Raw genomic sequence first — 24,395 nt, 5'->3', positions numbered from 1 at the left:
TTGCCCAGTGGCGTCGCCAGTCCGGTTACATCATTCGTTCAATATACCGGGCGGCACGTCATGAAGATTGCTTTCTTTCTTTCGAACTATCCCGTTCTTTCGGAAACGTTCGTCGTTCGTCAGATCAGGGGTATGATCGACCTCGGGCATCAGGTTACGATCATTACCGGCCAGCATGATCTTTCTGTCGATGATCCACTATCCGGTGCCGCGCGTATCGTCTCCGTTCGCGCGAATACAGGAGGCTCATCGCCGATCGCGCAATTGCTGAAAAAGTCGGCTCGACTTCTGCTTGGCGCGCAATCCGGCAAGAGCCGACGGCGAATTCGCGCAGGACTTACTGGTTTGCGCGATGGAATCGTCGCGCCGATCGTCGATATTCTCAGTGTCGGCGAACAGGGACTTGGTCATTTCGATGCCATCATCGCGCATTTCGGTCCCGCGGGCGTGCGGGCCATGTATTTGCGCGACGCCGGTCTGATCTCGGGCCCGATCGCCACTGTCTTTCATGGTCTTGACGTGACCGAACATAGTCTCGTCAAAAAATTCCTGCCGCATTACCGCCGCCTCTTCACTCAGACCGAAGCACTGCTTCCGATCAGTGAATTGTGGAAGAAGAAGCTGATCGGCTGGGGTGCTGACCCGGCGATGATCACGGTCCACCGGATGGGGGTCGACGTCAGCGACTTTCCGATGCCGCAGCCACGTCGCGGCGCTGCCGGGCCATTGCGGCTGCTGACGACGGCGCGCTTCGTCCAGAAAAAGGGGCTGATCTACGCGATCAACGCCATGTGCGCGGCGCCGGGCGACTCGCATCTGTCGATCATCGGCTACGGGCCGCTGGAGAAGGAACTGCGCGAGGCTGCTGCGGCCTGTCCTGCCCGCGTGACGTTCCTCGGCAAGATCCCGCACCGCGAGGTGCTTGCGGAGCTCAAGCGGTCCGACGTGTTCCTGCTGCCGTCCGTCGTCGCCGACAATGGCGACATGGAAGGCATTCCCGTGTCGCTGATGGAGGCCATGGCGCTCGGCGTCATCACCGTCTCCACTTGGCATAGCGGCATCCCGGAACTCATCGACGACGGCGTCGAGGGCTTTCTGGTCGAGGAGCGCAATGCCGGACAGATCGCCGACATCATAACGACAATCGAATCGGGGGAGGTGGATCTGGCGAGCATGCGGGTGGCGGCACGCGCCAAGATTGAGCGCGAATTCGACAATCGGGAGCTTGATACCAGACTCGAGCAGATTGCGTTCACGCTAGCGGGCATCGTTCCGGCGACGGAGCCGGTACGCATGGCGGAAGCGGTGTCCTGATGCTCATCTGCTGGCATCGCCTCGGCGAATGGCGCGTTGTTTCAGTGGATGAGGCCGGTGGCGAGACTTGGGTGCGGCAATGCAAGAAGTGCGCGTACGCCCAATCGCGCTTCTCCTTCGGGAGACGGCCGCACCAGCGGTGATGCCGCCGTCCCGAGGTCGGGGTTCGTTCGTCCGCCTCTATCCCGCCCGGCCACAACCGCGCGGGGTCAGCGGCCGAGCAGGCGGTCGAGATAGGCGTCCTTGTGCTTGGGGCCGAAACTGCCCTTTTTCGGCTCGATCTTGAACAGATACCGCTCGTTCCAGGCCGCGCCACCGCCCCACCAGGTCACGCCGACGACTGTGTCGGCATTGGTCTTGAGATAGGCGATCGCCGCTGCGCCTGCCGCCTCGCAGCTCGGCGGTATCGCCCCGGCGCGTCCGAACGCCGATTCGGTGATGATCCCCTTCAACCCGCGCGCCCGCAGCTCGGACGCGAAATTGTCATAACCCGGCGTCCCCGTGCAGCTTGGCTGGGTTCCGCTCGACCCCTTGTCGAAATAGCGGTGCCCGTTGATGATGGTCAGGCCTAGCGGATCCTTCAGCCCGCCCGCGCGGTCGAGTGCGACCAGCGCGCTTTCGGACGGCTTGGCGGCGTCCTCGCGCTTGCGGAGCCGGAAGGTGGCGGAGGACCCGGGATATTCCGGCGCGATGACATTGCGGATCCCCGCGGCGCGCAGGCCCGCGATGATCTGGTTGGTATCGCGCGCCCATTGATCCCAGTCGTTGGTCAGCACCGGGTCGTCGAAATGCCTCGGCTCGTTCATCGGGTCGATGATGATCCGGTCGGACCGCGGCATGCTCGCCATCAGCGACGTCCAGAACGCAACCTGTTCGGATACCGATGGCCAGCTATAGTCGTGACGATCGAGCACGACATAGGCACCGCGGTCGAGCGCGGCGCGCGTCGCTGCCACCAATTTCCTGCGGATCGCGGGGTCCGCCATCTGCGGTCCCTTGAACGGCAGGCGGACCATCGTGAATCCCTTGTCGAGATAGGCGCGGACCGACGCCGGCGTCGGGCAGAGCGTACCGTCGGCGACAAAGCTGCACCCGGCAATGTTCACGCCGAAGACGGGGCCCCTGATACGCACGTTGGCGCTCGCGCTGGACCTCACGGGCGCGTTTGCCTTTTGAGGTGCGGGGGGCGGCTGCATGCGTTGCGGGGAGGGCGCGGCCGAGGCCGGACAGCCCAGTCCGGCGGCCGCGATGGCAAGGCCGACAAGGCCGGCGGCGATCGATGGTCGGGTCATGACATGTGCCTGGCGAATAAGGGTGAAAGCGAATCGGTCGCGCTTCGGATCCGCCTCCCTATCATCGAATGTCGGGATGCCTGGCGTCGATCAGGGGCCGGGGTCTGACGCCGCGAGGGCCGCGTTATCGCGGGGAAGTGTCCCTGGATAGAGCTCATGCCTGGCGAAGCGCCGTCCAGATCCGCGCACATCACACCGCCGAACGCGAACGCCGCAGTGCATCGCTTGATGTGGCGACGATTAGGATATGAAACTGGAGGCCCGACCGGGAATCGAACCCGGGTGCGAGGATTTGCAGTCCTCTACGTCACCACTCCGCCATCGGGCCTCGATGCGGAGCGCGCAAATGCGGGCTTTTGTGCGGCGGGTCAACCGGGCGATCGCGTTTGTGGGCTAAAATAGTCGCGGGGTGTGCCACGGCGGTGCGGTGCCGGGTTGGGGGACGGCTTGCACGCCGGCGATGGATTGGGCACGATACGGTCCAATCCCTGGCTTCATATGGAGTTTCTTTTGGACGTGATGCAGGTGTCCGGGGGAACGAACCGCGCAGGGCTGGCGCCCGATATCTTCGCGATGCCCGCGGGCATGGCGATCCGATATGACCAGCCCTGCGACGCGCTCACCGACCTCATCACCGGCTACCATGTCTATCGCGCGACCGGTCCGGCCAGCATCGGCCAGGTCAACCGCTTCCTGCCGGGGACGGCCAATGTCCGGTTCGCGTTCGAGGCGGGACCGATCAGCGTGGCGATCGGCCGGCGGACCTTCGGGCCCCTGCCGGCAGCGACGCTGTACGGCCCGACGGGCACCGCGCTGAAGGCGACGACCAATGGCGGCATCATGATCGGGTTCGGGGTCAGCGCGCTGGCCTGGAGCCGCTTGTTCACCCGGTCGGCGGCGGAGTATCGCGACCGGATCGTGCCGCTTGCCGAGGCGCTCGGGCCGGTGGCGACCCAGCGTCTGACGACCGCACTGCGGGCGGCCGAGCGCGACGACCAGGTCGCGCCGATCCTCGATGCCATCCTGTGTGATCTGCTCGGGCCGCCGCACCGCGAATCCGCGACGATCCGTCAGCTTACCCGGCTGATCGGGCAGGACGGCGGCGATGACGTCGCCGCGGTCGCGGCCAAGCTGGCGATCAGCCCGGACACGCTGCGGCGGCTGGCGGTGCGTCATTTCGGCTTCACCCCCAAGATGCTGCTGCGGCGCGCGCGGTTCCTGCGCTCGTTCCTGCGCGTATTCCGGACGCCCGGCGGCACCGATTATTCGGCGATCGACCCGAGCTATTTCGACGTGTCGCATTTCCTGCGCGACGCCGGCACGTTTCTCGGGATGACGCCGCGGCGGTTCATGGCGATGAGCACGCCGTTCCTCGACGCGAGCGTCCGCGCGCGCGCCGCGGTGCTCGGCGCGCCGACCCAGGCGTTGCAGGTTCCCGCCGAAACCAGCGAGCGGATCATCAGCGCGGTGCCGGCCCGCCGGGCACCCAGAATCGATCCCGCCCCCGATTCCACGCCCACGCCCGTCATCGACCCGGCGGAAATTCCGATGCCCGATCAGGGCGCGCCCGTGCTAGGCGCCTGAGCGAGGTGTTGCCGCATTCTGCGTGCGCCCTCGGCGTCCCGCCCGCGGCATTTCGGTGTCACACGGGCGGGCGGGGCGCCCTAGTCCCGGCATCCGGCCCCTGTGCCATTCCGACCTCTGTGCCGTTCCGAGCCGGGCCGTCTCGCGCGATTCGCGACAGGTCGCTTGGCGCGACGCTGGCGGCACGGTAGAGATTGACGCAAGCGAACAAGTGTATTGCGCAACTAAAACAGCTGTGCGACAGGATGGGCCATGACGACGATCAGCATCGATACGAACTCCACTACCCGCACGCGTGCGGCTGTCGGCACGTCCGACGGCAGTCCCGATTTCGCGGTCATGCGTCACGCCATGGTGGCCAGCCAGCTGCGCACCAACGCGGTCAGTGACCAGCGCGTCGTCGCGGCGATGGCGCGGGTGCCGCGCGAGGCGTTCGTGCCTGACGATGTCCGGTCGATCGCCTATCGCGACGCACCGATCCCGCTCGGCGGTGGCCGTTACGCCAACCTGCCGATGGCGACCGGGCGGTTGCTCACCGAGGCCTATCTGACCGCCACCGACCGGGTCCTGCTGATCGGCGCTGCGACGGGCTACACTGCCGCGGTTCTCGCCGAGATCGTCGGTACGGTGGTCGCGGTCGACAGCGATGCGTCCTTGCTTGGCACCGCGCGCGACGCGCTGGGCGCCACGCCGACGGTCGAACTGGTCGAGGGGCCGATGGCACAGGGCCATGCCGCGGGCGCGCCCTATGACGTGCTCGTCATTGACGGCGCGGTCGAGGCGATCCCCGACACGCTGGTGGCGCAGATCCGGTCGGGCGGCCGCATCGTCGCCGGGATCGCGGATCGCGGCGTGACCCGGCTCGCATCGGGACGAAAGACCGATGGCGGCTTTGCACTGGCGGCGTTCGTCGATGTCGAGTGTGTGACGCTGCCGGGTTTCGAAACACCCAAACCCTTCAAGTTCTGAGGCACATCATGCCGCGCGCCGCTTTAGTCCGCCGTCTGCTCTCGGGTGTTGCGCTGCTATACAGCGCTGCACCGGTCCATGCGGAGACGCTCCGCGAGGCGCTGGTCAAGGCCTATACGACCAACCCGACGATCACCGCGCAGCGCGCGACGCTGCGCGCGACCGACGAGAATGTCCCGATCGCGCGCGCCTCCGGGTTGCCCTCGGCGAATGCGACCGGCGATTACACCGAGTTCGTCGTGACCGCGGCGAACAGCTTCATCGCCTTGCCGCGTCAGGTCGTGGCACGCGCGAACGTCTCCGTGCCGCTCTACCAGGGCGGGCAGGTGCGCAACTCGGTCGCCGCGGCCAAGACGCGGGTCGAGGCGGGCCGCGCAACGCTGCGCGGTACCGAGGCCGATCTGTTCACCAACGTCGTCGGCGCCTATATGGACGTGATCCGCGACGAGGCGATCGTCGGCCTGAACACGCAGAATGTTCGCGTGCTCGACATCAACCTCCAGGCCAGCCGCGACCGGTTCCAGGTCGGCGACCTGACCCGCACCGATGTCGCCCAGTCCGAGGCGCGGCTCGCGCTCGCGCGGGCGCAGCTCCAGTCGGCCGAGGCGCAGCTGATCACCAGCCGGGAAAACTATATCCGCTTTGTCGGCACGCCCGCCGGCACGCTCGATACGCCGCCGACCCTGCCGCATCTGCCCGACAGCCCCGCCCTGGCGGTGACGGTGGCGATCGACAATAATCCCGTGCTGATCGCGGCGGCGAAGGAACGCGACGCGACGCGGTACGATGTCGGTGTCGCGCGGGCGAGCCGCCTGCCGCAGATCAGTGCGACCGGCGGCGCCAGCTACACCAACTATCTTGGATCGGCGTCGACGACCGACGGCAGCATCAACACCTTTCCCAATGCGAACAAGGCGGTACAGGCGGGCCTGTCGCTGACGATGCCGCTGTTCCAGGGCGGTCGTCCCGCCGCGCAGGTCCGCCAGGCCGAGGCGTTTCAAAGCCGCGCGATCGAGAATGTCACCGCAGCCGAGCGCAATGTGATCGCGCAGGCACGCTCGGCCTATGCCGTCTGGCGTTCGTCGGAACAGGTGATCCAGTCGTCCGAAACCGCGGTCAACGCGAACAAGCTGAGCCTCGAGGGTGTCAGGGCGGAAAACAGCGTCGGGACGCGCACGATCCTCGACATCCTCAACGCCGAGCAGGAGCTGCTCAACAGCCAGGTCACGCTCGTGACGGCGCGTCGCGACGCCTATGTCGCGGGCTTCGCGCTGCTCGCGGCGATGGGACAGGCGGAGGCGCGCGATCTCGGGCTCGACGGCGGCGTGCTGTACGATCCGGTCGCCAATTACGACCGCGTCCACAAGAAGATCTGGGACTGGGGCGGTGACGGCGAGCCGGTGCCGGTCGCGACGCGTACCGTCCAGTCGCCCACGCAGGACGCCGCCGTGCGCCGTGAACTTGACCCGTTGCTCGACAGCCCGGTTGACAGGAACCCGGCATTGACGACAGGTAAGGATGCGCCGAGCCGCCAATAGGGGCGCGTGGGGCGACGGGGTTTGGAATGGTCCGTATGGGGGATATCAGCGCGGAGCCGTCGATGGAGGAAATCCTCTCGTCGATCAAACGCATCATTGCCGAAGAAGGCGACGGCATGCCCAGTCGCCAGCGGCGTCACCAGCGGGCGATGCCCGCATCGGCGGCCACCGATTACGCGGCCGATTACGACGACGACGCGATCGACGACGATGAAATCCTCGAACTGAGCGACCCGATGCCGATGGTTGACCGCACCCCCCGCCCGCCGAAATCGCCGGTGCTGACCTCGGTCGACGCCGCGCCGGAACCACGCCAGGCGCCGCCGCGGAGCCAGCCCCAGCCTCATGTCGCACCCACAGCCTCGCATGCGCCCCAACAGCATGCCCCGCAGCCTGCAGAAGAGCCGGCCCAGCCGATCATGTCGCGCGAAACCGCGGCAGCGACGCGTGCGCCGCTCGAGGCGCTGACGCGGATGATGGTCAAGCCCGAAGGAAGCAGCGACGGCACGCTCGAGGGTCTGGTCCGCGAGATGCTGCGCCCTATGCTGCGCGAATGGATCGACGCGAACCTGCCCGACATGGTCGAGGACATGGTCGCGCGCGAGATCGCCAAGATCATGAACCAGCAGCCCTGACCGGGCCGGCCGCAGCGTTTCGCGCTGCGGCCTGTATCGGGACCTGGTCGGCCGGCGACGATCGGACGATGCTCGCCGGATCTCGGTCCAAACGACTGTAATGTCACGACGAGCGGAACCGTGACGGTTCCGCTATGGTTGTTGGCAAATGTCCGATCACAGTGTGTCCGCGCCTGAAATCCCCGCCCGTCTCGCCGCTCAGGGCGTCCGGGGCGATATCGCGCCGGCCGATGCCAGCAGCGACATCTTCTTCGCGGCGGTAAGGACCACGCGGATGCCGATGGTGGTCACCGACCCGCATCGGCCCGACAACCCGATCATCTTCTGCAACGACGCCTTCTCGTTCATGACCGGCTATTCGCAGGACGAGATCCTCGGCTACAACTGCCGCTTCCTGCAGGGCCCCGAGACCGACCGCACGGTCGTCGGCGAATTACGCGCCGCGATTGCCAAGCGTGAGGAAGTCTCGGTCGAGATGCTCAACTATCGCAAGAACGGCTCGACCTTCTGGAACGCGCTCTACGTCTCGCCCGTGTTCGGCGACGACGGCGAACTGCGCTATTTCTTCGCGAGCCAGCTGGACATCTCGCGCCGCCGCGAGGCGGAGGAGGCGCTTCACGAGGCGCAGCGGATGGAGGCGGTCGGCAAGCTGACCGGGGGAATCGCGCACGACTTCAACAATCTGCTGCAGGTCATCCAGGGCTATGCCGACATCCTCGACGCGCGGATCGCCGCAAGCGATCGATCGGCGCGACGGGCGGTCGATGCGATCTCGACCTCGGCCTCGCGCGCGGCGACGCTCACGCAACAGCTGCTCGCCTTCGCGCGCAAGCAGGAATTGCGCGACCGGCTGATGAACCTCAACCAGCTGCTGGGCGATTTCCGGCCGATTCTCGACCGCAGCATCGGCAGCGGGATCACGCTGAAGCGCGACCTGGCGGCCGATCTGTGGAATTGCCGCGTCGATCCGGTGCAGGCCGAGATGGCGCTGCTCAACATCATCGCCAATGCCCGCGACGCGCTCGACGGCACGGGGGCGATCACGATCACGACGCGCAACGCCGTCCTTCCCGAGGATGGCGGTGTCGCGAGGCTCGAGCCCGGCGAATATGTCGTGCTGAGCATTCGCGACAACGGGCCGGGGATCGACCCCGGCACGGTCGACAAGATCTTCGAACCCTTCTTCACGACGAAGGAGATGGGCAAGGGCGCCGGGCTGGGCCTCGCGATGGTCTACGGCTTCGTCCGCCAGTCGGGCGGCCTCGCCACGGTGCGCAACCTCAGCGGGGGCGGTGCCGAATTCTCGCTCTACTTCCCGCGCGCGAGCGGCGCGGTCGAGCGCAAGACCGCGGGGCCGATCGCACCGCATGCAGGCGGTGCCGAGCGCGTGCTGATGGTCGAGGATCAGCGCGAAGTGGGCGAGCTGGGCCGGACGATCCTCGAGGATCTCGGCTATGACGTCGTCCTGGTCAACAGCGCGCGCGCCGCGCTCGACATGCTCCGCCAGGATTCGGAGTTCCGCCTGCTGTTCACCGATATCCTGATGCCCGGCGGCATGAACGGCGTCACCCTGGCCCAGTCGGTGCGGCGCGACTATCCGCATACCGCGGTGCTGCTGACGACGGGCTTTGCCGACGAGGCGATCGACGAGGGCAGCCGGTCGTTCGAACTGATCCGCAAACCCTATCGGCGGAATGAGTTGAACGACCGGATCCGGGCGGTGCTCGACAAGCCGGGGGCGCGGACGTGAGGCTGGTCTAGCCCGGACACGCTCGCTAAGGCACGGGGTATGAGCGAGCTTCCCAAAACCTTCGACCCCGCCTCCATCGAATCGCGCTGGTATGCGCATTGGGAGGCCAGCGGCCAGTTCCGCCCCGACCGCCCGAACGCGGAACCCTGGACGATCGTCAACCCGCCGCCCAACGTCACCGGCAGCCTGCATATCGGCCATGCGCTCGACAACACGCTGCAGGACATCCTGACGCGCCATGCACGCCTCAAGGGCAAGGACGCGCTCTGGGTGGTCGGCACCGATCACGCGGGCATCGCGACGCAGATGGTGGTCGAGCGCCAGATGGGCGCGATGACCCCGCCGCAGAAGCGCACCGACCTCTCGCGCGAGGACTTCATCGCCAAGGTCTGGGCGTGGAAGGAAGAGAGCGGCGGCGAGATCACGCAGCAGCTCCGCCGGCTCGGCTGCTCGATGGACTGGGCGAACGAACGCTTCACGATGGACGAGGGCTTTTCGAAGGCCGTCCTCAAGGTGTTCGTCGACCTGCACAAGCAGGGGCTGCTTTACCGCGACAAGCGCCTCGTGAACTGGGATCCAGGCCTCGGCACCGCGATCAGCGACCTCGAGGTCGAGACGCGCGAGATCAAGGGCAGCTTCTGGCACCTGCGCTATCCGCTCGCAGACGGATCGGGGTTCATCGAGGTCGCGACGACGCGCCCCGAGACGATGCTCGCCGACATGGCGGTCGCGGTGAACGGCGCGGACGCGCGCTACACCGCGCTGATCGGCAAGCAGGTGAAGCTGCCGATCACCGGGCGGCTGATCCCGATCATCGCCGACGACCATGCCGATCCCGAGCTCGGATCGGGCGCGGTGAAGATCACGCCGGGGCATGACTTCAACGATTTCGAGGTCGGCAAGCGCGCCGGCATGGCCGCGGGCGCGATGCTCAACATGCTCGATGCCAAGGCGCGCGTCGTGCAGGTGTCCGACGGGCTGATCCCTGCCGAGCTGCTCGGGCTAACGACCGCGGAGGCGCGGAAATCCGTCGTCGCCCAGTTGAAGACCGAGGGTTTCCTGATCGCGCATGTCGACAAGGACGGCGTCGAGCACGACGCCGAGCCGCGTACGATCCAGACGCCCTATGGCGATCGCTCAGGCGTGGTGATCGAGCCGTGGCTGACCGACCAATGGTATGTCGACGCCAAGACGCTCGCCCAGCCCGCGATCGAGGCGGTGCGCGTCGGTGCGATCGATATCGTGCCGAAAACCTGGGAGAAGACGTTCTTCAACTGGATGGAGAACATCCAGCCCTGGTGCGTGTCGCGCCAGCTGTGGTGGGGGCATCAGATCCCGGCGTGGTTCGGGCCCGACGGTACGCCGTACGTGGCTGAGACGGAGGCCGAAGCGCAGGCGCTCGCCGGCGCCGGCGTCGCGTTGACGCGTGATCCCGACGTCCTCGACACGTGGTTCTCCTCCGCACTCTGGCCCTTCGCAACGCTAGGCTGGGACGGGTCTTCTTACCCCTCCCCTTCAGGGGAGGGGCAAGGGGTGGGGCCGTCCCATCTCATCGAGACCGACGCGCGTGAGGCGATGCCCCACCCCAACCCCTCCCCTGAAGGGGAGGGGCTTGCCCCCGCGTCTCAGCTTGGCGGCCGCTATCCCAACGACGTGCTGATCTCCGGCTTCGACATCCTGTTCTTCTGGAACGCGCGGATGATGATGCAGGGGCTGCACTTCATGAAGGACGTGCCGTTCCGCACGCTCTACCTGCACGGCCTCGTCCGCGCGGCGGACGGTGCGAAGATGTCCAAGTCGAAGGGCAATGTCGTCAACCCGCTCGGGCTGATCGACCAGTATGGCGCCGATGCGCTGCGCTTCTTCATGGCGGCGATGGAAAGCCAGGGCCGCGACATCAAGATGGATGAGAAGCGCGTCGAGGGCTATCGCAACTTTGCGACCAAGCTGTGGAACGCGGCGCGCTTTGCACAGGCCAACGGCATCGTCGCCAGCACGACGCTGGAGGCGCCGCGCGCGGAGCTCGCGGTCAACAAGTGGATCATCGCCGAGACGATCGCGACCGTACAACAGGTCGACCTCGCGCTCGCCGACTACCGCTTCGACGGCGCCGCCAACGCGATCTACCAGTTCGCGTGGAGCCGGTTCTGCGACTGGTATCTCGAACTCATCAAGCCGCAGATGGTCGATGACGTCCGCGGCCAGATCGACGACGAATCCAAGGCGGTCGCGGGCTGGGTGCTCGACCAGATTCTGGTGCTGCTCCATCCGTTCATGCCGTTCATCACCGAGGAACTGTGGCACGCGATGGGCCCGCGCGATCACGACCTGATCGTCGCGCAGTGGCCGATGGCGGATGCGCGCTCGCTCGATCCCGAGGCGAGCAGGGAGGTCGACTGGCTGATCCGGCTCGTCGGCGAGATCCGTACCGCGCGCAACGAGCTGAACGTGCCGCCGGGGGCGCGTCTGCCGCTGCACGTCCGTGACGCCGACGCGGCGACGCTGGCGCGTCTCGAACGCCAGGCGCCCGCGCTTGCACGCCTCGCGCGCGTCACGCACGCCGAGGGCGAAGCCGCCGGCGGCGCGGCGCAGGTCGTGGTCGACGAGGCGACCTTCGTCCTGCCGCTCGAGGGCGTGATCGATCTCGACGCCGAACGCACCCGCCTGACCAAGGCGATCGCGGCGGCGGAGAAGGAGCGCGACGCGCTCGCAGGGAGGCTCGGTAATGCGAGCTTCGTCGAGCGTGCCAAGCCCGAAGCGGTCGAGAAGGCCAAGGCGGACCATGCCGACAAGGCCGCCGAAGCCGCGCGGCTGCAGGCGGCGCTGGGACGGCTGGGCTGACCTGACCCCGTCCGATGAGCGGGACGGGGCCGGGGCGTGCGTAACGCGTGCTGCGAGCATGCGGGGTCAGGGTCGGTCCTGACCCCATATGCAAAGGGGAGGGGACCCGACTGCGATGCCTGATGCGACGGACACGGCTGCACCAAGGACCGGCCAGCGCGACCTGACCACGGGGCCGATCGGCAAGACGTTGCTGGCGTTCGCGCTGCCGACGCTCGGATCGTCGGTCCTGCAATCGCTCAACGGTTCGATCAACGCGGTGTGGATCGGCCAGTTTCTCGGCGAGCGCGCGCTGGCGGCGACGACCAACGCGAACATCATCATGTTCCTGCTGGTCGCCGCGGTGTTCGGCTTCGGCATGGCGTCGACGATCCTGATCGGCCAGAACATGGGCCGCCGCGACATCGATGCGGTGCGCCGCGTGCTCGGCACGTCGTTCGGGCTGTTCACGATCATCTCGGTGCTGACGGTGGCGATCGGCTGGCTGGTCGCACCGGCGATCCTGCGCCTGCTGGCGACGCCTGCCGAGGTCTATCCGCTCGCGCTCGCCTATCTGCGCGTGATCTTCGTCGCGATGCCCGCGGGGTTCCTGACCGTGCTGCTGACGATGGCGCTGCGCGGCACCGGCGATTCGCTGACCCCGCTGAAGTTCATGGCGCTCGGATCGGTCGTCGACGTCGCGCTCAACCCGCTGTTGATCCGCGGCTGGGGGCCGATCCCCGCGCTCGGGATCGAGGGATCCGCGCTGGCGACGCTGATCGCCAACACGGTCTCGTTCGTCGCCTTGCTCGCCTATATCTATGCCAGGGACGTGCCGATCCGGCTGCGCGGCGCGGAGCTGCGCTATATCCTGCCCGATCGTGCGCTGCTGAAGACCATCGTCGTGAAGGGTGTCCCGATGGGGTTGCAGATGCTCGTCGTCTCGACCTCGGCGCTGGCGATGATCGGGCTGGTCAATCGGCACGGCACCACGACGACCGCCGCCTATGGCGCCGCCAACCAGCTCTGGACCTATGTGCAGATGCCCGCGATGGCGGTCGGCGCGGCGGTCAGCGCGATGGCGGCGCAGAATATCGGTGCGGGGCGCTGGGACCGGGTCGACCGGATCACGCGCGCCGGGCTGATGATGAACCTGGCGCTGACCGGCGGGCTGGTCGCGCTGCTGACGCTGCTCGACCGGCACGTGCTGTGGCTGTTCCTCGGGCAGGATACCGGCGCGATCGGCATCGCGACGCGGATCAACCTGATCGCGGGGTGGAGCTTCATCCTGTTCGGCGTGTCGATGGTGCTGTCGGCGACGGTCCGCGCGAACGGCGCGGTGGTCGGCCCCTTGCTTATCCTAGCAGTCGCGATGGGGCCGGTGCGGTTCGGGCTCGCCTATGCGCTAGAGCCGATGATCGGCGCGGATGCGATCTGGTGGAGCTTTCCCGCAGGGTCGCTCGCCTCGATGCTGCTGACGATCGGCTATTATCTGCATGGCGGCTGGCGCAAAGGCCGGATCGTGACCGAGCTCGCCGCGCAAGACGCAGGCGAGGCAGCCAAGGCGGATTGCGAGCCCGCCAGCCGGTCGATGCCGGTCGGCTGAGCGCCACCCTAGGACTGGGGCGGCGTCACCGGGGCCATGACCTGGATGATCCCGGCGGCGATCCTGGCGGTCACCGGGGTCTTGGCGAGCACCTCGCCATCGATCGAGATCGGCAGCTTGGGGATCGTGTCGACGCGCATGCTCTTGCCGCGGAAGTCGCGGACCTCCTCGTGGCGCGATTCGTGGCGAAACACGCTGGCGACCCAGTTCTGCACCAGTCGCCGCTTCATCTTGCCCATCACCGCCTGCACGACGATCTCGCCCGAATCGACCGCCGCCGCGTCGACCAGCTCGGTCCCGCCATGATAGGGACCGTTCGAGATACGCACCTCGACGACGCGCATCCGCACCGCGTCCGGGCCCTCGCCGACGATCAGCGTGAACGGGCGGAAGCGCATGAACTGATACGCCGCCCAGCCGAGATAGCCGACCCGGCCCAGCACCTTCTTGAGGCCGTGCGGGACCGTCTCGGCGATCTTCGGGCTGATCCCCATCGCCGCGCAATTGGCGAAATAATCGCCGTCGATCATGCCGAGATCGATTCGCCGCGGCGCACCCGTCCGGATGACCTCGACCGCGCCTTCGATCGTCAGCGGAATGCCCAGCGTCCGCGCAAAGCTGTTCGCGGTCCCGAGCGGGAGCACGCCGAGGATGACGTCGTGCCCGACCATCAGGTCGACAAGCCCGCTGATCGTACCGTCGCCGCCGCCCAGGATCAACAGATCGGGCTTGGCGGCGAGCGCCCGGCGGACGGTGGGTTCCAGATCCTCGGGGTTCTCGACCGCATGCGCGTCGACCTCATAGGGAAGCCCCGACATCGCCGCGCAGGCGCGCTTGAACAGCGCCTGTCCTTTACGCGACTTCGCGTTCACCACGAGCGCGGCAGAGCGGATCGGCCGATCGCGCGCCGGTCCGGTATCGGAGGCCTGGATCGAAGCTGTGGTGGTGGCGGTCATGCGAGGCCCAACGCGCGAAAGGGAAATGCGTCCCCGAGGCCGAATCGGCAGCGATCGGTTTCGTTCACGCCGACCGTAACGCTTGCCTGCGCGGCGTCCATCCCGCAAAAGCCGCGCCATGTCCGCAAGCTATCCCGCGCTGCGCCTGCGCCGCACCCGCTCGTCCGACTGGAGCCGCCGGCTCCATGCCGAGACCGTCCTCACGCCGGCCGATCTGATCTGGCCGCTGTTCGTCGTCGAGGGGGAGGGCGTCGAGCAACCGATCGCCAGCCTGCCCGGCGTTTCGCGCTGGTCGGTCGACCAGATCGTCGCGCGCGGTCGCGAGGCGCGTGACCTCGGCATCCCGTGCATCGCGCTGTTTCCCTACACCCAGCCCGAGCGTCGTACCGAGGATGGCCGCGAGGCGCTCAACCCCGACAATCTGATGTGCCAGGCCATCCGTGCGCTCAAGGATGCGGTGCCCGAGGTCGGCGTGCTGACCGACGTCGCGCTCGACCCCTATACCAGCCACGGCCATGACGGGCTGGTCGACGCCGCGGGCTATGTCGTCAACGACACCACCGCGGAGATGCTCGTCGCGCAGGCGCTGAACCAGGCGGCGGCGGGCGCGGACATCATCGCGCCCAGCGACATGATGGACGGCCGGATCGGCATGATCCGCACCGCGCTCGAGGCGGAGTCGCATCACAACGTCCAGATCATGTCCTATGCCGCCAAATATGCGAGCGCCTTTTACGGCCCGTTCCGCGATGCGGTCGGCAGCCGCGGGCTGCTGAAGGGCGACAAGAAGACGTACCAGATGGACAACGCCAATGCCGAGGAGGCGCTGCGCGAGGTCGCGATGGATCTCGCCGAGGGCGCGGACACGGTGATGGTCAAGCCGGGCCTGCCCTATCTCGACATCATCGTCCGCGTCCGTCAGGCGTTCGAGGTGCCGGTCTTTGCCTATCAGGTGTCGGGCGAATATGCGATGATCGAGGCGTCGGCCGCCGCCGGTGCGGGCGACCGCGACGCGCTGGTGCTCGAGACGCTGATGGCGTTCAAGCGCGCCGGCTGTTCGGGCGTGCTGACCTATCACGCGGCGCACGCGGCCCGGCTCCTGAATGGATGAGTTCAGGCTCGAGACCGAGCGTCTCATCCTGCGCGCGTGGCGGGACGCGGACGTCGAGCCCTTTGCGGCGATGGGGGTTGACCCCGATGTGATGCGCTTTCTCGGGCCGCCGGCGACGCTCGCCGAGACGCAGGCGGCGGTCGGCCGGATGGTCGAGCGGCAACGCGCGTCGGGGCATTGCTTCTGGGCGATCGAACGCAAGGCGGACGCCGCGTTTCTCGGCTTTTGCGGTCTGGTGCCGGGCAAGCCGCCGATCGACGGCGCGATCGAGATCGGCTGGCGTCTCGCGCGTCATGCCTGGGGGCAGGGCTATGCGTCCGAAGCCGCGGCGGCGAGCCTCGCCTGGGGCTGGGCCCATCTGCCCGTCGGGCATATCGTCGCCATCACGGTCCCCGCCAACATGCGCAGCCGCGCGCTGATGGAGCGGCTGGGCATGACCCATGTCGAGGACGGCGATTTCGACCATCCCGATCTCGCCGCCACCGACCCGCTGCGCCGGCACGTCCTCTATCGGATCCATCGCCCCACCAATGTCTGATCCTTCCCCGATGGCGCGGTGGTGCCGCGTCCTGTTCGTCGCGACGATCCTGGCAGGGTCGTTCCTGCTGTTCCTCGTCCAGCCGATGGTCGCGCGCATGGCGCTGCCGCGGCTCGGTGGCGCGCCTGCCGTGTGGAACTCGGCGATGCTCGTCTATCAGGCGCTGCTGCTCGGCGGCTATGCCTATGCACACTGGCTCGGGCGCGTGAAGCCGCGCGCGCAGGCGGTCATCCATCTCGGCGTGCTCGCGGTCGCAGCTTTGTGGCTGCCGATCGGGCTGTTCGCGCTCGATCTGCCCGCCGATGCACAGCCTGCGGTGTGGGTGCCCTGGCTGCTCGGCCTGTCGATCGGGCCGCTGTTCTTCGCGGTGTCGGCCCAGGCGCCGCTGATCCAGCGCTGGTTCAGCGCGTCGAGCGGCGGCGCGGATCCCTATGCGCTCTATGCTGCGTCCAATCTCGGCAGCTTCGCCGGGCTGATCGCCTATCCGCTGGTCGTCGAGCCGCTGCTGGCGATCCACGGGCAGAGCCTGTTGTGGACCGCAGGGTACGCGGTGCTCGTCCTGCTGGTGGCGCTCTGCGCGACGCGGCTGCCGCGCACCGCGTCGGCCGAGCATGTCGCCGTGACCAGCCCGGCGCCGGGCGCGGCGCGGATCCTCCACTGGATCGCGCTCGCGCTGGTGCCGTCGGGGCTAATGCTCGCCACCTCGACCTATATCACCACCGATATCGTCGCGATGCCGCTGCTCTGGGTGCTGCCGCTCGGGCTCTATCTGCTCAGCTTCACCATCGCCTTCGCGCAGGACCGCACGCTCGCCGACCTGCTGACCCGGATCGCGCCGGTGACGATCCTGCTGTTCGGCGGGGTGATCATGGGCGGGTTCAACGACAAGCCGGTGTTCAGCGCGACGATCGCGCTGACCTTGCTGTTCATGGTCTCGGTCGCGCTCCACACTGCCATGTATCGCCGCCGTCCGGCCCCCGACCGGCTGACGGGCTTTTATCTGGCGATGTCGGTCGGCGGCGTGCTGGGCGGGGTGTTCGCGGCGTTGCTGGCCCCCGTGATCTTCGACTGGACCTATGAATATCCGCTGCTGATCCTGGCCGCGGGCGTGCTGGTGCCGCAGATGTACCTGATGGCGACGTTTCGCGCGGTCTGGTCGGGGCCGGCGGTACGGCGCCATCTTGGGCTCGCGGCCATCATCCTCGTCATGGCGGTGGCGGCCGGGATGCGGATCAGCAACCCCGACGGCATACTCGGCGACCAGCATCAGGGCGCGGCCTTCCTGATCGTCGCCGCGATCGGCCTCGCCACGCTTGGCGCACGGCTGCCCTATGTCGTCGTGCTCGCCAGCACGCTGGTGATGTTCGGGGGCTATCGCGCGCTGGAACTCAGCGCCGAGCGGGGTGCGCGCGAGCGCAGCTATTTCGGCGTCTACACGGTCCGCGACGGCGAGGGGGTCCGCGAGCTCGATCACGGCACCACCGTCCACGGCATCCAGCTGCGCGGTTCGCCCGCGCGCGAGCGGACGCCGACCACCTATTATGTCGCCGGATCGGGCGTGGGGCAGGCGATGCTGGCGCTCGGCCCGCTCTATGGCCCGGCAGCGCGGGTCGGTGTCGTCGGGCTGGGGACGGGCACCCTGTCCTGCTACGCCCGCCCGGGCGAGCAGTGGCGTTTCTACGAGATCGACCCGGCGGTCGTCCGGATCGCACGCGATACCGGCCAGTTCAGCTATCTGTCGCGCTGCCTGCCCGATCCGGTGATCCGGATCGGCGACGCGCGGATCGCGCTGGCGGGGGAGCGGACCGCAAGCCTCGACCTGCTCGCGCTCGATGCCTTCTCGTCGGATACGGTGCCGATGCACCTGATGACGCGCGAGGCGTTCGCGACCTATGGCCGCGTGGTGTCGCGCAACGGGCTGCTGCTCGTCCATATCTCGAACCGCTATATCGACCTCGAACCGGTGGTCGCGGCCGCCGCGCGCGAGGCGGGGTGGCACGCCGTCCTCCTGCTCTACCGTCCTTCGCCGCTCGACGCCGATCACCCCTCGCCATCGGACTGGATCGCGCTGTCGCGGGACCCGCGGGCGATCGCGCTGCTCCGGCAACGCAATTCGGGCTGGGAGCCGATCGTCGCACGTGACGGCATGGCCGCATGGACCGACGATTATTCGACGATCCTGCCGCTGCTCAAGGGGCTCTGGTAGGCTGAGGGGGGCGGCGTCAGGCGGCGGGGAGGCTCGCCTGGATCTGCGTGATGGTCGTTCCCTGCTTCTCGGCTTCGGCCTGCGCCGCGTCGCGCACCGCGTCGAGCGCGGGATAGGCCGGCGCGAGCGTCGCCGCGCGATCGGTCGCGCGACGCTCGATATCGGTGACCAGCAACGACGTCTGCGCCCGCCAGTCGTCGAGACCCGCCAGCGCGGTCTGGGCCGTCAGCCACGGCTCGCTGCCGACCGCACCGCCGCGTGCGGCGCGGGCCGCGGCCTGGGTGCTCGCCGCATCCTTCGCAAAGCCCGTCCTGATCCGGTCGAGCTGCGTCCGGAACGCGGCAATGTCGGTGTCGAGCGTCGGATCGGGCTGGACCACCACCGGCTTGCCCGCGGGTTCGCCGAAGCCGATCGATTCGGTCGGGCGGATCCCGAGCGAGGGATAGCTGGCGGTATCCTTGCTGCAGGCGCCGACCGCCAGGGCGGGCACGAGAAGAAGGGCGATCAGCGCGGGGCGGGAAGGCTGTTTCATGCCCGCCGCTCTATGCCGCCGGCGCGGCGTACACAACTTTATCGCGCAACACCCTTGCGCCGCGAAAAATGCCTGCTATCAGCGCCCCTCCAGTGCACCCATAGCTCAGCTGGATAGAGCATCAGACTACGAATCTGAGGGTCGGGCGTTCGAATCGCTCTGGGTGCACCAGGATTTCCTGCCTCGCGGCGGGGCCAGACGGCCAGACACGGGCCGGCCGAATATGGCATGGCGATGCACCCATAGCTCAGCTGGATAGAGCATCAGACTACGAATCTGAGGGTCGGGCGTTCGAATCGCTCTGGGTGCACCATCGTCCACAACGTGCCGCGGCACGATGCCGGCAGCGGTCATCTCCTATCATATCCGCACTGCATTGACGTCGCGACGCATCTGTCCCGCCGCATCACGCAATGCCCCCGTGCTTTTCGTCATCCCCCGAAAACTATTTGCTGCGGCCGCTTGCACAGCTGCGAAGTGCTGGGTATAGGCGCCCCTCCAGTCACCGGTCGGTCCCCCAAGGGCGTAACGATCGGACTCCGTCGGGGAGTAGCTCAGCCTGGTAGAGCACTGTCTTCGGGAGGCAGGGGCCGGAGGTTCGAATCCTCTCTTCCCGACCATCATGCACCGCATGATCATCGCTTGCCCAGGCGGCAGGCCGTAGATCCAGCACTATCAAAGCCGTTAAGGCCAACAACGTCTTGGTCGCGTCGTGTCCGCGCTCGAGCGGCATTTCGACCTGGCCGCCTCCGGGCCAGCGGGGGCGCGCAGGCTTAAAGCGCGCTGCCTAGTGCGTAGTTTCCGAGGCTGAGATCGCGCGGGGCGATCCCGTACTCCTCGACTCCCTGACCGTCTCCGGCGCGGCGCGCGATCGGATGATGGCTGGCGCAGGATGGAGTCGGCGCGATGATGGATGACGAGCCCGTTGCGGCCCAGCCTCGGCATGCCGTGGTCCTGTGCCATCCGGATCCTGCGAGCTTCAACCACGCGATCGCGCACCGCTATTGCGAGGCGGTGCGCGCGAACGGCCAGCACGTCGTGCTGCGCGATCTCTATGCGCTGGGCTTCGATCCGGTGCTCAAACCGGCGGAATTGCCGACCAGGGATGCGGCGGTTCTCGCGCAGGACGTGCAGGACGAACGCGCGGCGATCGCGGGCTGCGACGTGTTCGTCCTCGTCTACCCGCTCTGGTTCGGATCCCCGCCGGCGATGATGAAGGGCTATATCGAGCGCGTGTTCGGCGCAGGGATCGAGCCTGTCGCGGTCCAGCAGCGTGCGCGCAGCCTGCTGCTCGGCGGCAAGCGGCTGCTGAGCTTCACGACCGCGGCGGGCAGCCGGATCTGGCTCGACGATCAGGGGCTAGGGGCGGGGCTGACGACCCTGGTCGACCAGTATCTGGTCCACGCCTTCGGCATGCGGTCGCAGGAGCAGCGTCGATTCGCCAATATCACCAGACATCTCGATCCGCAGGTCGCCGGCCAGCATCTCAACGCCGTCACCGCTCAGGCGAACCGCACCTGCGCGCAACTGGCGTTCGGCGACGAAGCGCTGCTGCGCGACCCTTCGCTGACCAGCCGGCTCGCCGGCTGATGCGCCCCCATCAAAGGACTATCGACATGCGTCCCATACCGCCCGCGATCCCCGCCGCTCGTCCATGGGCGCCGCACTCTTGACCGGTCTGGCCCACAAGGCACCGCCGCATGTCGTGGCACCCGCCGATCCATTGTCGCCCGATGACCTGCACCGGATGGACGCCTATTGGCGCGCCGCCAATTATCTGTCGGTCGGTCAGATCTATCTGCGTGACAACGCGCTGCTCGAACGTCCGCTGACGATCGCCGACGTCAAGCCGCGGCTGCTCGGCCACTGGGGCACGACGCCGGGGCTCAACTTCCTCTACGTCCATCTCAACCGGCTGATCGTCGCGCACGACCTCGACATGATCAACATCATCGGGCCGGGGCATGGCGGGCCGGGGCTGGTGGCCCACACCTATCTCGAGGGCTCCTATACCGAGCGCTATCCCGCGATCGAGCGCAGCCGGTCGGGTATGCACCGGCTGTTCCGGCAATTCTCCTGGCCGGGCGGCATCCCCAGCCACGTCGCGCCCGAGACGCCGGGGTCGATCCACGAGGGCGGCGAGCTCGGCTATTCGCTGGCGCATGCCTATGGCGCGGCGTTCGACAATCCGGACCTGCTGGTCGCCTGCGTGATCGGCGACGGCGAGGCGGAGACGGGGGCGCTGGCGGCGAGCTGGCATTCGAACAAGTTCCTCAACCCCGCGCGCGACGGCGCGGTCCTGCCGATCCTGCACCTCAACGGGTTCAAGATCGCCAACCCCACGATCCTCGCGCGGATCGACGAGGACGAGCTCGACGCGTTGCTGCGCGGCTATGGGCATGAGCCGCTCTATGTCGGCGGCAGCGACCCCGCGCTCGTCCACCAGCAGCTCGCCGCCGCGCTCGACACCGCGCTGGCGAAGATCCAGGCGATCCAGGCCGCGGCACGCATCCCCGGCGCGACGCCCGATCGCCCGCGCTGGCCGATGATCGTGTTCCGCACGCCCAAGGGATGGACCGGCCCGAAGACCGTCGACGGCAAGCCGGTCGAGGGCACATGGCGCGCGCATCAGGTCCCGATCGCCGACTTCAAGGACCCCGAGCATCTCCGGCTGCTCGAGGCGTGGATGCGCAGCTACCGCCCTGAGGAGCTGTTCGACGCGACGGGGAAGTTCCTCGACATCTATGCCTCGCTCGCACCGACCGGGCATCGGCGGATGGGGTCGAACCCGCATGCCAATGGCGGCGAGACGATGGTGCCGCTGTCGCTCCCCGACTTCCGCGCGCATGCCGTACCGGTCGACGCGCCGGGCACGGTCATGGCCGAGGCGACGCGGGTGTTCGGCGGGTATCTGCGCGACGTGATGAAGCTCAACATGCCGAGCGTGAACTTCCGCCTGTTCGGGCCAGACGAGACTGCGTCGAACCGTCTCGCCGATGTCTATGACGTGTCGGGCAAGGTCTGGATGGCTGAGGTCGAGGCGGTCGACGAGCATCTGACCCCGGACGGCCGCGTGATGGAGGTGCTGAGCGAGCATCTGTGCCAGGGCTGGCTCGAGGGCTATCTGCTCACCGGACGCCACGGGCTGTTTTCCTGTTACGAGGCGTTCGTCCACATCGTCGATTCGATGGTCAACCAGCATGCCAAATGGTTGAAGGTGACGCGCGGCATCCCGTGGCGGCGGCCGATCGCGTCGCTAAACTATCTGCTGACGTCGCATGTCTGGCGACAGGATCACAATGGCCTGTCGCATCAGGATCCGGGGTTCATTGATCATGTCGCCAACAAGACCGCGGAGGTCACGCGGATCTATCTGCCCCCCGATGCCAATTGCCTGTTGTCGGTCGGCGACCATTGCCTGCGCAGCCGCAGCTATGTGAACGTGATCATCGCGGGCAAGCAGCCCGAATGGCAATGGCTGGGGATCGACGCGGCGGTGCGGCACTGCACCGCGGGCGCCGGGATCTGGGACTGGGCGGGCGACGATGCGGAGCCCGATGTGGTGATGGCGTGTGCGGGCGACGTTCCGACGCTCGAGACGCTGGCGGCGGTGACACTGCTGCGTGCCTATGTCCCCGACATCCGGATCCGGGTGGTCAATGTCGTCGACCTCATGGTGCTGCAGCCGCGATCCGAACATACGCACGGGCTCGACGAGCGCGAATTCGACGCGCTGTTTACGCGCGACACACCGGTGATCTTCGCGTTCCACGGCTACCCGGCGATGATCCACAAGCTGACCTACCGCCGCGCCAACCACGCCAACATCCATGTCCGCGGCTACAAGGAAATGGGCACGACGACGACGCCGTTCGACATGGTCGTGCTGAACGATCTCGACCGGTACCGGCTCGCGCTCGACGCGATCGAGCGGATCCCGCGGTTCCGCGACCGCGTCCCGCGCGAGACCGCGCGCTACTGGACGACGATGGAACGGCACAAGCTGTACATCGCCGAACAGGGCGACGATCTGCCGGAGGTGCGCGACTGGCAATGGGCGCGCTGATCCTCGCGCTGAACAGCGGGTCGTCGACGGTGAAATACGGGCTCTACGCCGTCGACCCGGACCCCGCGTTGCTCGTCGGCGGGACGATCGAGACCGCCGACGGTCACGCTTCGGTCCTCGACGCGCTCGACGCCGCGTTGCGGGACAGCCCGGCGCCAAGCGCGATCGGCCACCGGATCGTCCATGGCGGCCCGCATCGTACCGCGCATTGCCTGATCGACGATGCGGTGACCGCGGATCTGGTCGCGGCCTGTGCGTTCGCGCCGCTCCATGGTCCCGCGGCCCTCGCGCTGATCGCGGCCGCTCAAGCGCGCTACCCGGGGCTGCCGCAGGTCGCCTGTTTCGACACCGCGTTCCATGCCGATCTGCCCGACGTCGCGCAGGTCCTGCCGATCCCGCGCCACTACCGCGCGAGCGGGGTGCGGCGGTACGGCTTTCACGGCCTGTCGTGCGAATCGATCCTGGCGCAGCTCGGCGACGGCGTCCCGTCACGACTCGTCATCGCGCATCTCGGCAACGGGGCGAGCGTCACCGCGGTGCGCGACGGGCGATCGGTCGATACCAGCATGGGGCTGACGCCGTCGGGCGGGGTGACGATGGCGACTCGGACGGGGGATATCGACCCCGGCATCCTGCTGTACCTGCTGCGCGAGACCGGGCTCGACGCCGGGGCGCTGGCGACGATGATCGATCACGATTCGGGAATGGCGGGGATCTCGGGACTGTCGGGGGACATGCGCGTGTTGCGCGCGGCGGCCGGGAGCAATCCCGACGCCGACCTCGCGATCCGGATGTTCGAGCGATCGGTCTGCAAGCAGATCGCGGCGATGGCCGCGACGCTCGGGGGGATCGACCTGCTGGTGCTGACCGGCGGGATCGGCGAACATGACCGCGCGACCCAGCAGGCGATCGGCACCGGCCTGGCATGGCTGCCGGGCTTGGAGATCCGGATCGTCGCCTCGCGCGAGGACGACGAGATCGCCCGTCACGCCGCCCGGCTGAGCCAGACGACGATCGTCCGACCCTTACGCTGACCGCATCGATCCGCGCGGCGTCCTTACCCGGTGAGCGTCAGCATGGCGGCCGCGATCGCCGCGAGCAGGGCACCGTCAGTCGTCGCGCGGTCGAGGATCCGGTCACCGTGCCGGGCCGCCGCGGCGAGCAGCTCCGGCGACGGCGCCCGCCCGTCGATCAGGATCGCCCGCCCAGCCCAGCCCAGGCCCCGCATCGCGGCAAGCGCCGCCATTCCGTCGTCATCCTGCCCCGCGAGCCGGGGATCGGAGAGGTCGAGGATGATGCACGCATGGTCGCGCGATGCCGGATCGGACACCAGGGCCGCACAGCTTGCATAGGACCGTACCCGGTAGCGTTCGGAGAGCAGCAGGATCTGCCGCGCACGGCGTCGCGCGGGATTGCCGTCGACTAGCGAGATGCCCGGGCTGGTAGGCAGAAACGGGGCCGGTGGGGTCATCGTCGAT

18 protein-coding genes and 4 tRNA genes are annotated in these 24,395 nt (G+C 67.8%); 17 read left to right on the top strand and 5 right to left on the bottom strand.

All coding sequences use genetic code 11. The annotated features are described in order from the left end of the window. Positions 1-60: 60 nt before the first annotated feature. Positions 61-1,314 carry a glycosyltransferase gene (locus FHY04_RS09385; protein WP_183936249.1) on the top strand — a complete coding sequence of 418 codons (1,254 nt, stop codon included), beginning with the start codon at positions 61-63 and terminating at the stop codon, positions 1,312-1,314. A 209-nt stretch (positions 1,315-1,523) separates the two neighbouring features. Here FHY04_RS09385 and FHY04_RS09380 read toward each other — a convergent pair whose 3' ends face one another. Both FHY04_RS09380 and FHY04_RS09375 read right to left on the bottom strand, forming a co-directional pair. Further along, positions 1,524-2,447, bottom strand: a complete 924-nt coding sequence (locus FHY04_RS09380; RefSeq protein ID WP_183936248.1) for a cellulase family glycosylhydrolase — start codon at positions 2,445-2,447, stop codon at positions 1,524-1,526. A gap of 413 nt (positions 2,448-2,860) precedes the next feature. Next, a tRNA-Cys gene (locus FHY04_RS09375) sits at positions 2,861-2,934 on the bottom strand. A 170-nt stretch (positions 2,935-3,104) separates the two neighbouring features. Between FHY04_RS09375 and FHY04_RS09370 the strand changes: the two genes are divergently transcribed. The 7 genes from FHY04_RS09370 (at position 3,105) to FHY04_RS09340 (ending at position 13,508) form a co-directional block, all read left to right on the top strand. After that, entirely contained in the window at positions 3,105-4,190 is a 1,086-nt protein-coding gene (locus tag FHY04_RS09370; protein ID WP_183936247.1) for an AraC family transcriptional regulator, read from the top strand. 339 nt (positions 4,191-4,529) lie between these two features. Then, the gene (locus FHY04_RS09365) at positions 4,530-5,159 is read left to right on the top strand and encodes a protein-L-isoaspartate O-methyltransferase (RefSeq protein ID WP_107046053.1); all 630 of its coding nucleotides are present in this window, start codon (positions 4,530-4,532) and stop codon (positions 5,157-5,159) included. Positions 5,160-5,167: 8 nt separating this feature from the next. Beyond that, a complete protein-coding gene (locus tag FHY04_RS09360; RefSeq protein ID WP_056406288.1) occupies positions 5,168-6,697 on the top strand; it encodes a TolC family outer membrane protein in 1,530 nt (509 codons plus the stop codon). 35 nt (positions 6,698-6,732) lie between these two features. Continuing rightward, positions 6,733-7,332, top strand: coding sequence for a DUF2497 domain-containing protein (locus tag FHY04_RS09355; protein ID WP_183936246.1), 600 nt, complete (start codon positions 6,733-6,735; stop codon positions 7,330-7,332). Between the two features lie 148 nt (positions 7,333-7,480). Further along, a complete protein-coding gene (locus FHY04_RS09350; protein WP_183936245.1) occupies positions 7,481-9,082 on the top strand; it encodes a histidine kinase famiy protein in 1,602 nt (533 codons plus the stop codon). A 39-nt stretch (positions 9,083-9,121) separates the two neighbouring features. Further along, the gene (locus tag FHY04_RS09345) at positions 9,122-11,923 is read left to right on the top strand and encodes a valine--tRNA ligase (protein ID WP_183936244.1); all 2,802 of its coding nucleotides are present in this window, start codon (positions 9,122-9,124) and stop codon (positions 11,921-11,923) included. Positions 11,924-12,038: 115 nt separating this feature from the next. After that, positions 12,039-13,508: an MATE family efflux transporter gene (locus tag FHY04_RS09340; RefSeq protein WP_183936243.1), complete on the top strand. Its 1,470-nt coding sequence runs from the start codon at positions 12,039-12,041 to the stop codon at positions 13,506-13,508. Between the two features lie 8 nt (positions 13,509-13,516). Here FHY04_RS09340 and FHY04_RS09335 read toward each other — a convergent pair whose 3' ends face one another. Beyond that, positions 13,517-14,464: a diacylglycerol kinase family protein gene (locus tag FHY04_RS09335; protein ID WP_183936242.1), complete on the bottom strand. Its 948-nt coding sequence runs from the start codon at positions 14,462-14,464 to the stop codon at positions 13,517-13,519. Positions 14,465-14,582: 118 nt separating this feature from the next. Between FHY04_RS09335 and hemB the strand changes: the two genes are divergently transcribed. Genes hemB through FHY04_RS09320 form a run of 3 tightly spaced genes read left to right on the top strand, consistent with a single transcriptional unit; the run spans position 14,583 to position 18,319 of the window. Next, positions 14,583-15,575: a porphobilinogen synthase gene (gene hemB / locus FHY04_RS09330; protein WP_031396015.1), complete on the top strand. Its 993-nt coding sequence runs from the start codon at positions 14,583-14,585 to the stop codon at positions 15,573-15,575. Beyond that, positions 15,568-16,113, top strand: a complete 546-nt coding sequence (locus FHY04_RS09325) for a GNAT family N-acetyltransferase (RefSeq protein ID WP_183936241.1) — start codon at positions 15,568-15,570, stop codon at positions 16,111-16,113. The genes hemB and FHY04_RS09325 overlap by 8 nt, the downstream gene beginning before the upstream one ends. Continuing rightward, positions 16,106-18,319 (top strand): spermidine synthase, encoded by a 2,214-nt coding sequence (locus FHY04_RS09320; RefSeq protein WP_260171431.1) that lies wholly within the window; start codon positions 16,106-16,108, stop codon positions 18,317-18,319. The genes FHY04_RS09325 and FHY04_RS09320 overlap by 8 nt, the downstream gene beginning before the upstream one ends. 16 nt (positions 18,320-18,335) lie before the next feature. On the opposite strand, the gene FHY04_RS09315 is transcribed toward FHY04_RS09320, so the two are convergent. Further along, entirely contained in the window at positions 18,336-18,851 is a 516-nt protein-coding gene (locus FHY04_RS09315; RefSeq protein ID WP_183936240.1) for a hypothetical protein, read from the bottom strand. A gap of 94 nt (positions 18,852-18,945) precedes the next feature. Between FHY04_RS09315 and FHY04_RS09310 the strand changes: the two genes are divergently transcribed. From FHY04_RS09310 to FHY04_RS09285, 6 genes are all read left to right on the top strand, one after another. Further along, positions 18,946-19,022 (top strand) — tRNA-Arg (locus FHY04_RS09310). A 65-nt stretch (positions 19,023-19,087) separates the two neighbouring features. Further along, a tRNA-Arg gene (locus FHY04_RS09305) sits at positions 19,088-19,164 on the top strand. A 230-nt stretch (positions 19,165-19,394) separates the two neighbouring features. After that, positions 19,395-19,471, top strand: a tRNA-Pro gene (locus FHY04_RS09300). Positions 19,472-19,757: 286 nt separating this feature from the next. After that, positions 19,758-20,441, top strand: coding sequence for an NAD(P)H-dependent oxidoreductase (locus FHY04_RS09295; protein WP_183936239.1), 684 nt, complete (start codon positions 19,758-19,760; stop codon positions 20,439-20,441). Between the two features lie 79 nt (positions 20,442-20,520). Next, positions 20,521-22,917, top strand: a complete 2,397-nt coding sequence (locus FHY04_RS09290) for a phosphoketolase (RefSeq protein WP_260171430.1) — start codon at positions 20,521-20,523, stop codon at positions 22,915-22,917. Next, positions 22,905-23,951 carry an acetate/propionate family kinase gene (locus FHY04_RS09285; RefSeq protein WP_183936237.1) on the top strand — a complete coding sequence of 349 codons (1,047 nt, stop codon included), beginning with the start codon at positions 22,905-22,907 and terminating at the stop codon, positions 23,949-23,951. Before FHY04_RS09290 ends, FHY04_RS09285 begins: the two co-directional genes overlap by 13 nt. 23 nt (positions 23,952-23,974) lie before the next feature. On the opposite strand, the gene FHY04_RS09280 is transcribed toward FHY04_RS09285, so the two are convergent. Continuing rightward, positions 23,975-24,388 (bottom strand): response regulator, encoded by a 414-nt coding sequence (locus FHY04_RS09280; RefSeq protein ID WP_183936236.1) that lies wholly within the window; start codon positions 24,386-24,388, stop codon positions 23,975-23,977. Between the last annotated feature and the right edge of the window lie 7 nt (positions 24,389-24,395).

Source organism: Sphingomonas sp. BK481, assembly GCF_014194875.1.
GTDB classification, from domain to species: domain Bacteria; phylum Pseudomonadota; class Alphaproteobacteria; order Sphingomonadales; family Sphingomonadaceae; genus Sphingomonas; species Sphingomonas aerolata.
Note: the sequence above shows the minus strand (reverse complement) of the source record. Positions and strands in the feature narration are given on the sequence as shown.

Coding starts and splice junctions, on each gene's coding strand:
- FHY04_RS09385 (WP_183936249.1), top strand. CDS start 61: ATGAAGATTGCTTTCTTTCTTTCGAACTATCCCGTTCTTTCGGAAACG.
- FHY04_RS09370 (WP_183936247.1), top strand. CDS start 3,105: ATGGAGTTTCTTTTGGACGTGATGCAGGTGTCCGGGGGAACGAACCGC.
- FHY04_RS09365 (WP_107046053.1), top strand. CDS start 4,530: ATGCGTCACGCCATGGTGGCCAGCCAGCTGCGCACCAACGCGGTCAGT.
- FHY04_RS09360 (WP_056406288.1), top strand. CDS start 5,168: ATGCCGCGCGCCGCTTTAGTCCGCCGTCTGCTCTCGGGTGTTGCGCTG.
- FHY04_RS09355 (WP_183936246.1), top strand. CDS start 6,733: ATGGGGGATATCAGCGCGGAGCCGTCGATGGAGGAAATCCTCTCGTCG.
- FHY04_RS09350 (WP_183936245.1), top strand. CDS start 7,481: ATGTCCGATCACAGTGTGTCCGCGCCTGAAATCCCCGCCCGTCTCGCC.
- FHY04_RS09345 (WP_183936244.1), top strand. CDS start 9,122: ATGAGCGAGCTTCCCAAAACCTTCGACCCCGCCTCCATCGAATCGCGC.
- FHY04_RS09340 (WP_183936243.1), top strand. CDS start 12,039: ATGCCTGATGCGACGGACACGGCTGCACCAAGGACCGGCCAGCGCGAC.
- FHY04_RS09335 (WP_183936242.1), bottom strand. CDS start 14,464: ATGACCGCCACCACCACAGCTTCGATCCAGGCCTCCGATACCGGACCG.
- hemB (WP_031396015.1), top strand. CDS start 14,583: ATGTCCGCAAGCTATCCCGCGCTGCGCCTGCGCCGCACCCGCTCGTCC.
- FHY04_RS09325 (WP_183936241.1), top strand. CDS start 15,568: ATGGATGAGTTCAGGCTCGAGACCGAGCGTCTCATCCTGCGCGCGTGG.
- FHY04_RS09320 (WP_260171431.1), top strand. CDS start 16,106: ATGTCTGATCCTTCCCCGATGGCGCGGTGGTGCCGCGTCCTGTTCGTC.
- FHY04_RS09315 (WP_183936240.1), bottom strand. CDS start 18,851: ATGAAACAGCCTTCCCGCCCCGCGCTGATCGCCCTTCTTCTCGTGCCC.
- FHY04_RS09295 (WP_183936239.1), top strand. CDS start 19,758: ATGATGGATGACGAGCCCGTTGCGGCCCAGCCTCGGCATGCCGTGGTC.
- FHY04_RS09285 (WP_183936237.1), top strand. CDS start 22,905: ATGGGCGCGCTGATCCTCGCGCTGAACAGCGGGTCGTCGACGGTGAAA.
- FHY04_RS09280 (WP_183936236.1), bottom strand. CDS start 24,388: ATGACCCCACCGGCCCCGTTTCTGCCTACCAGCCCGGGCATCTCGCTA.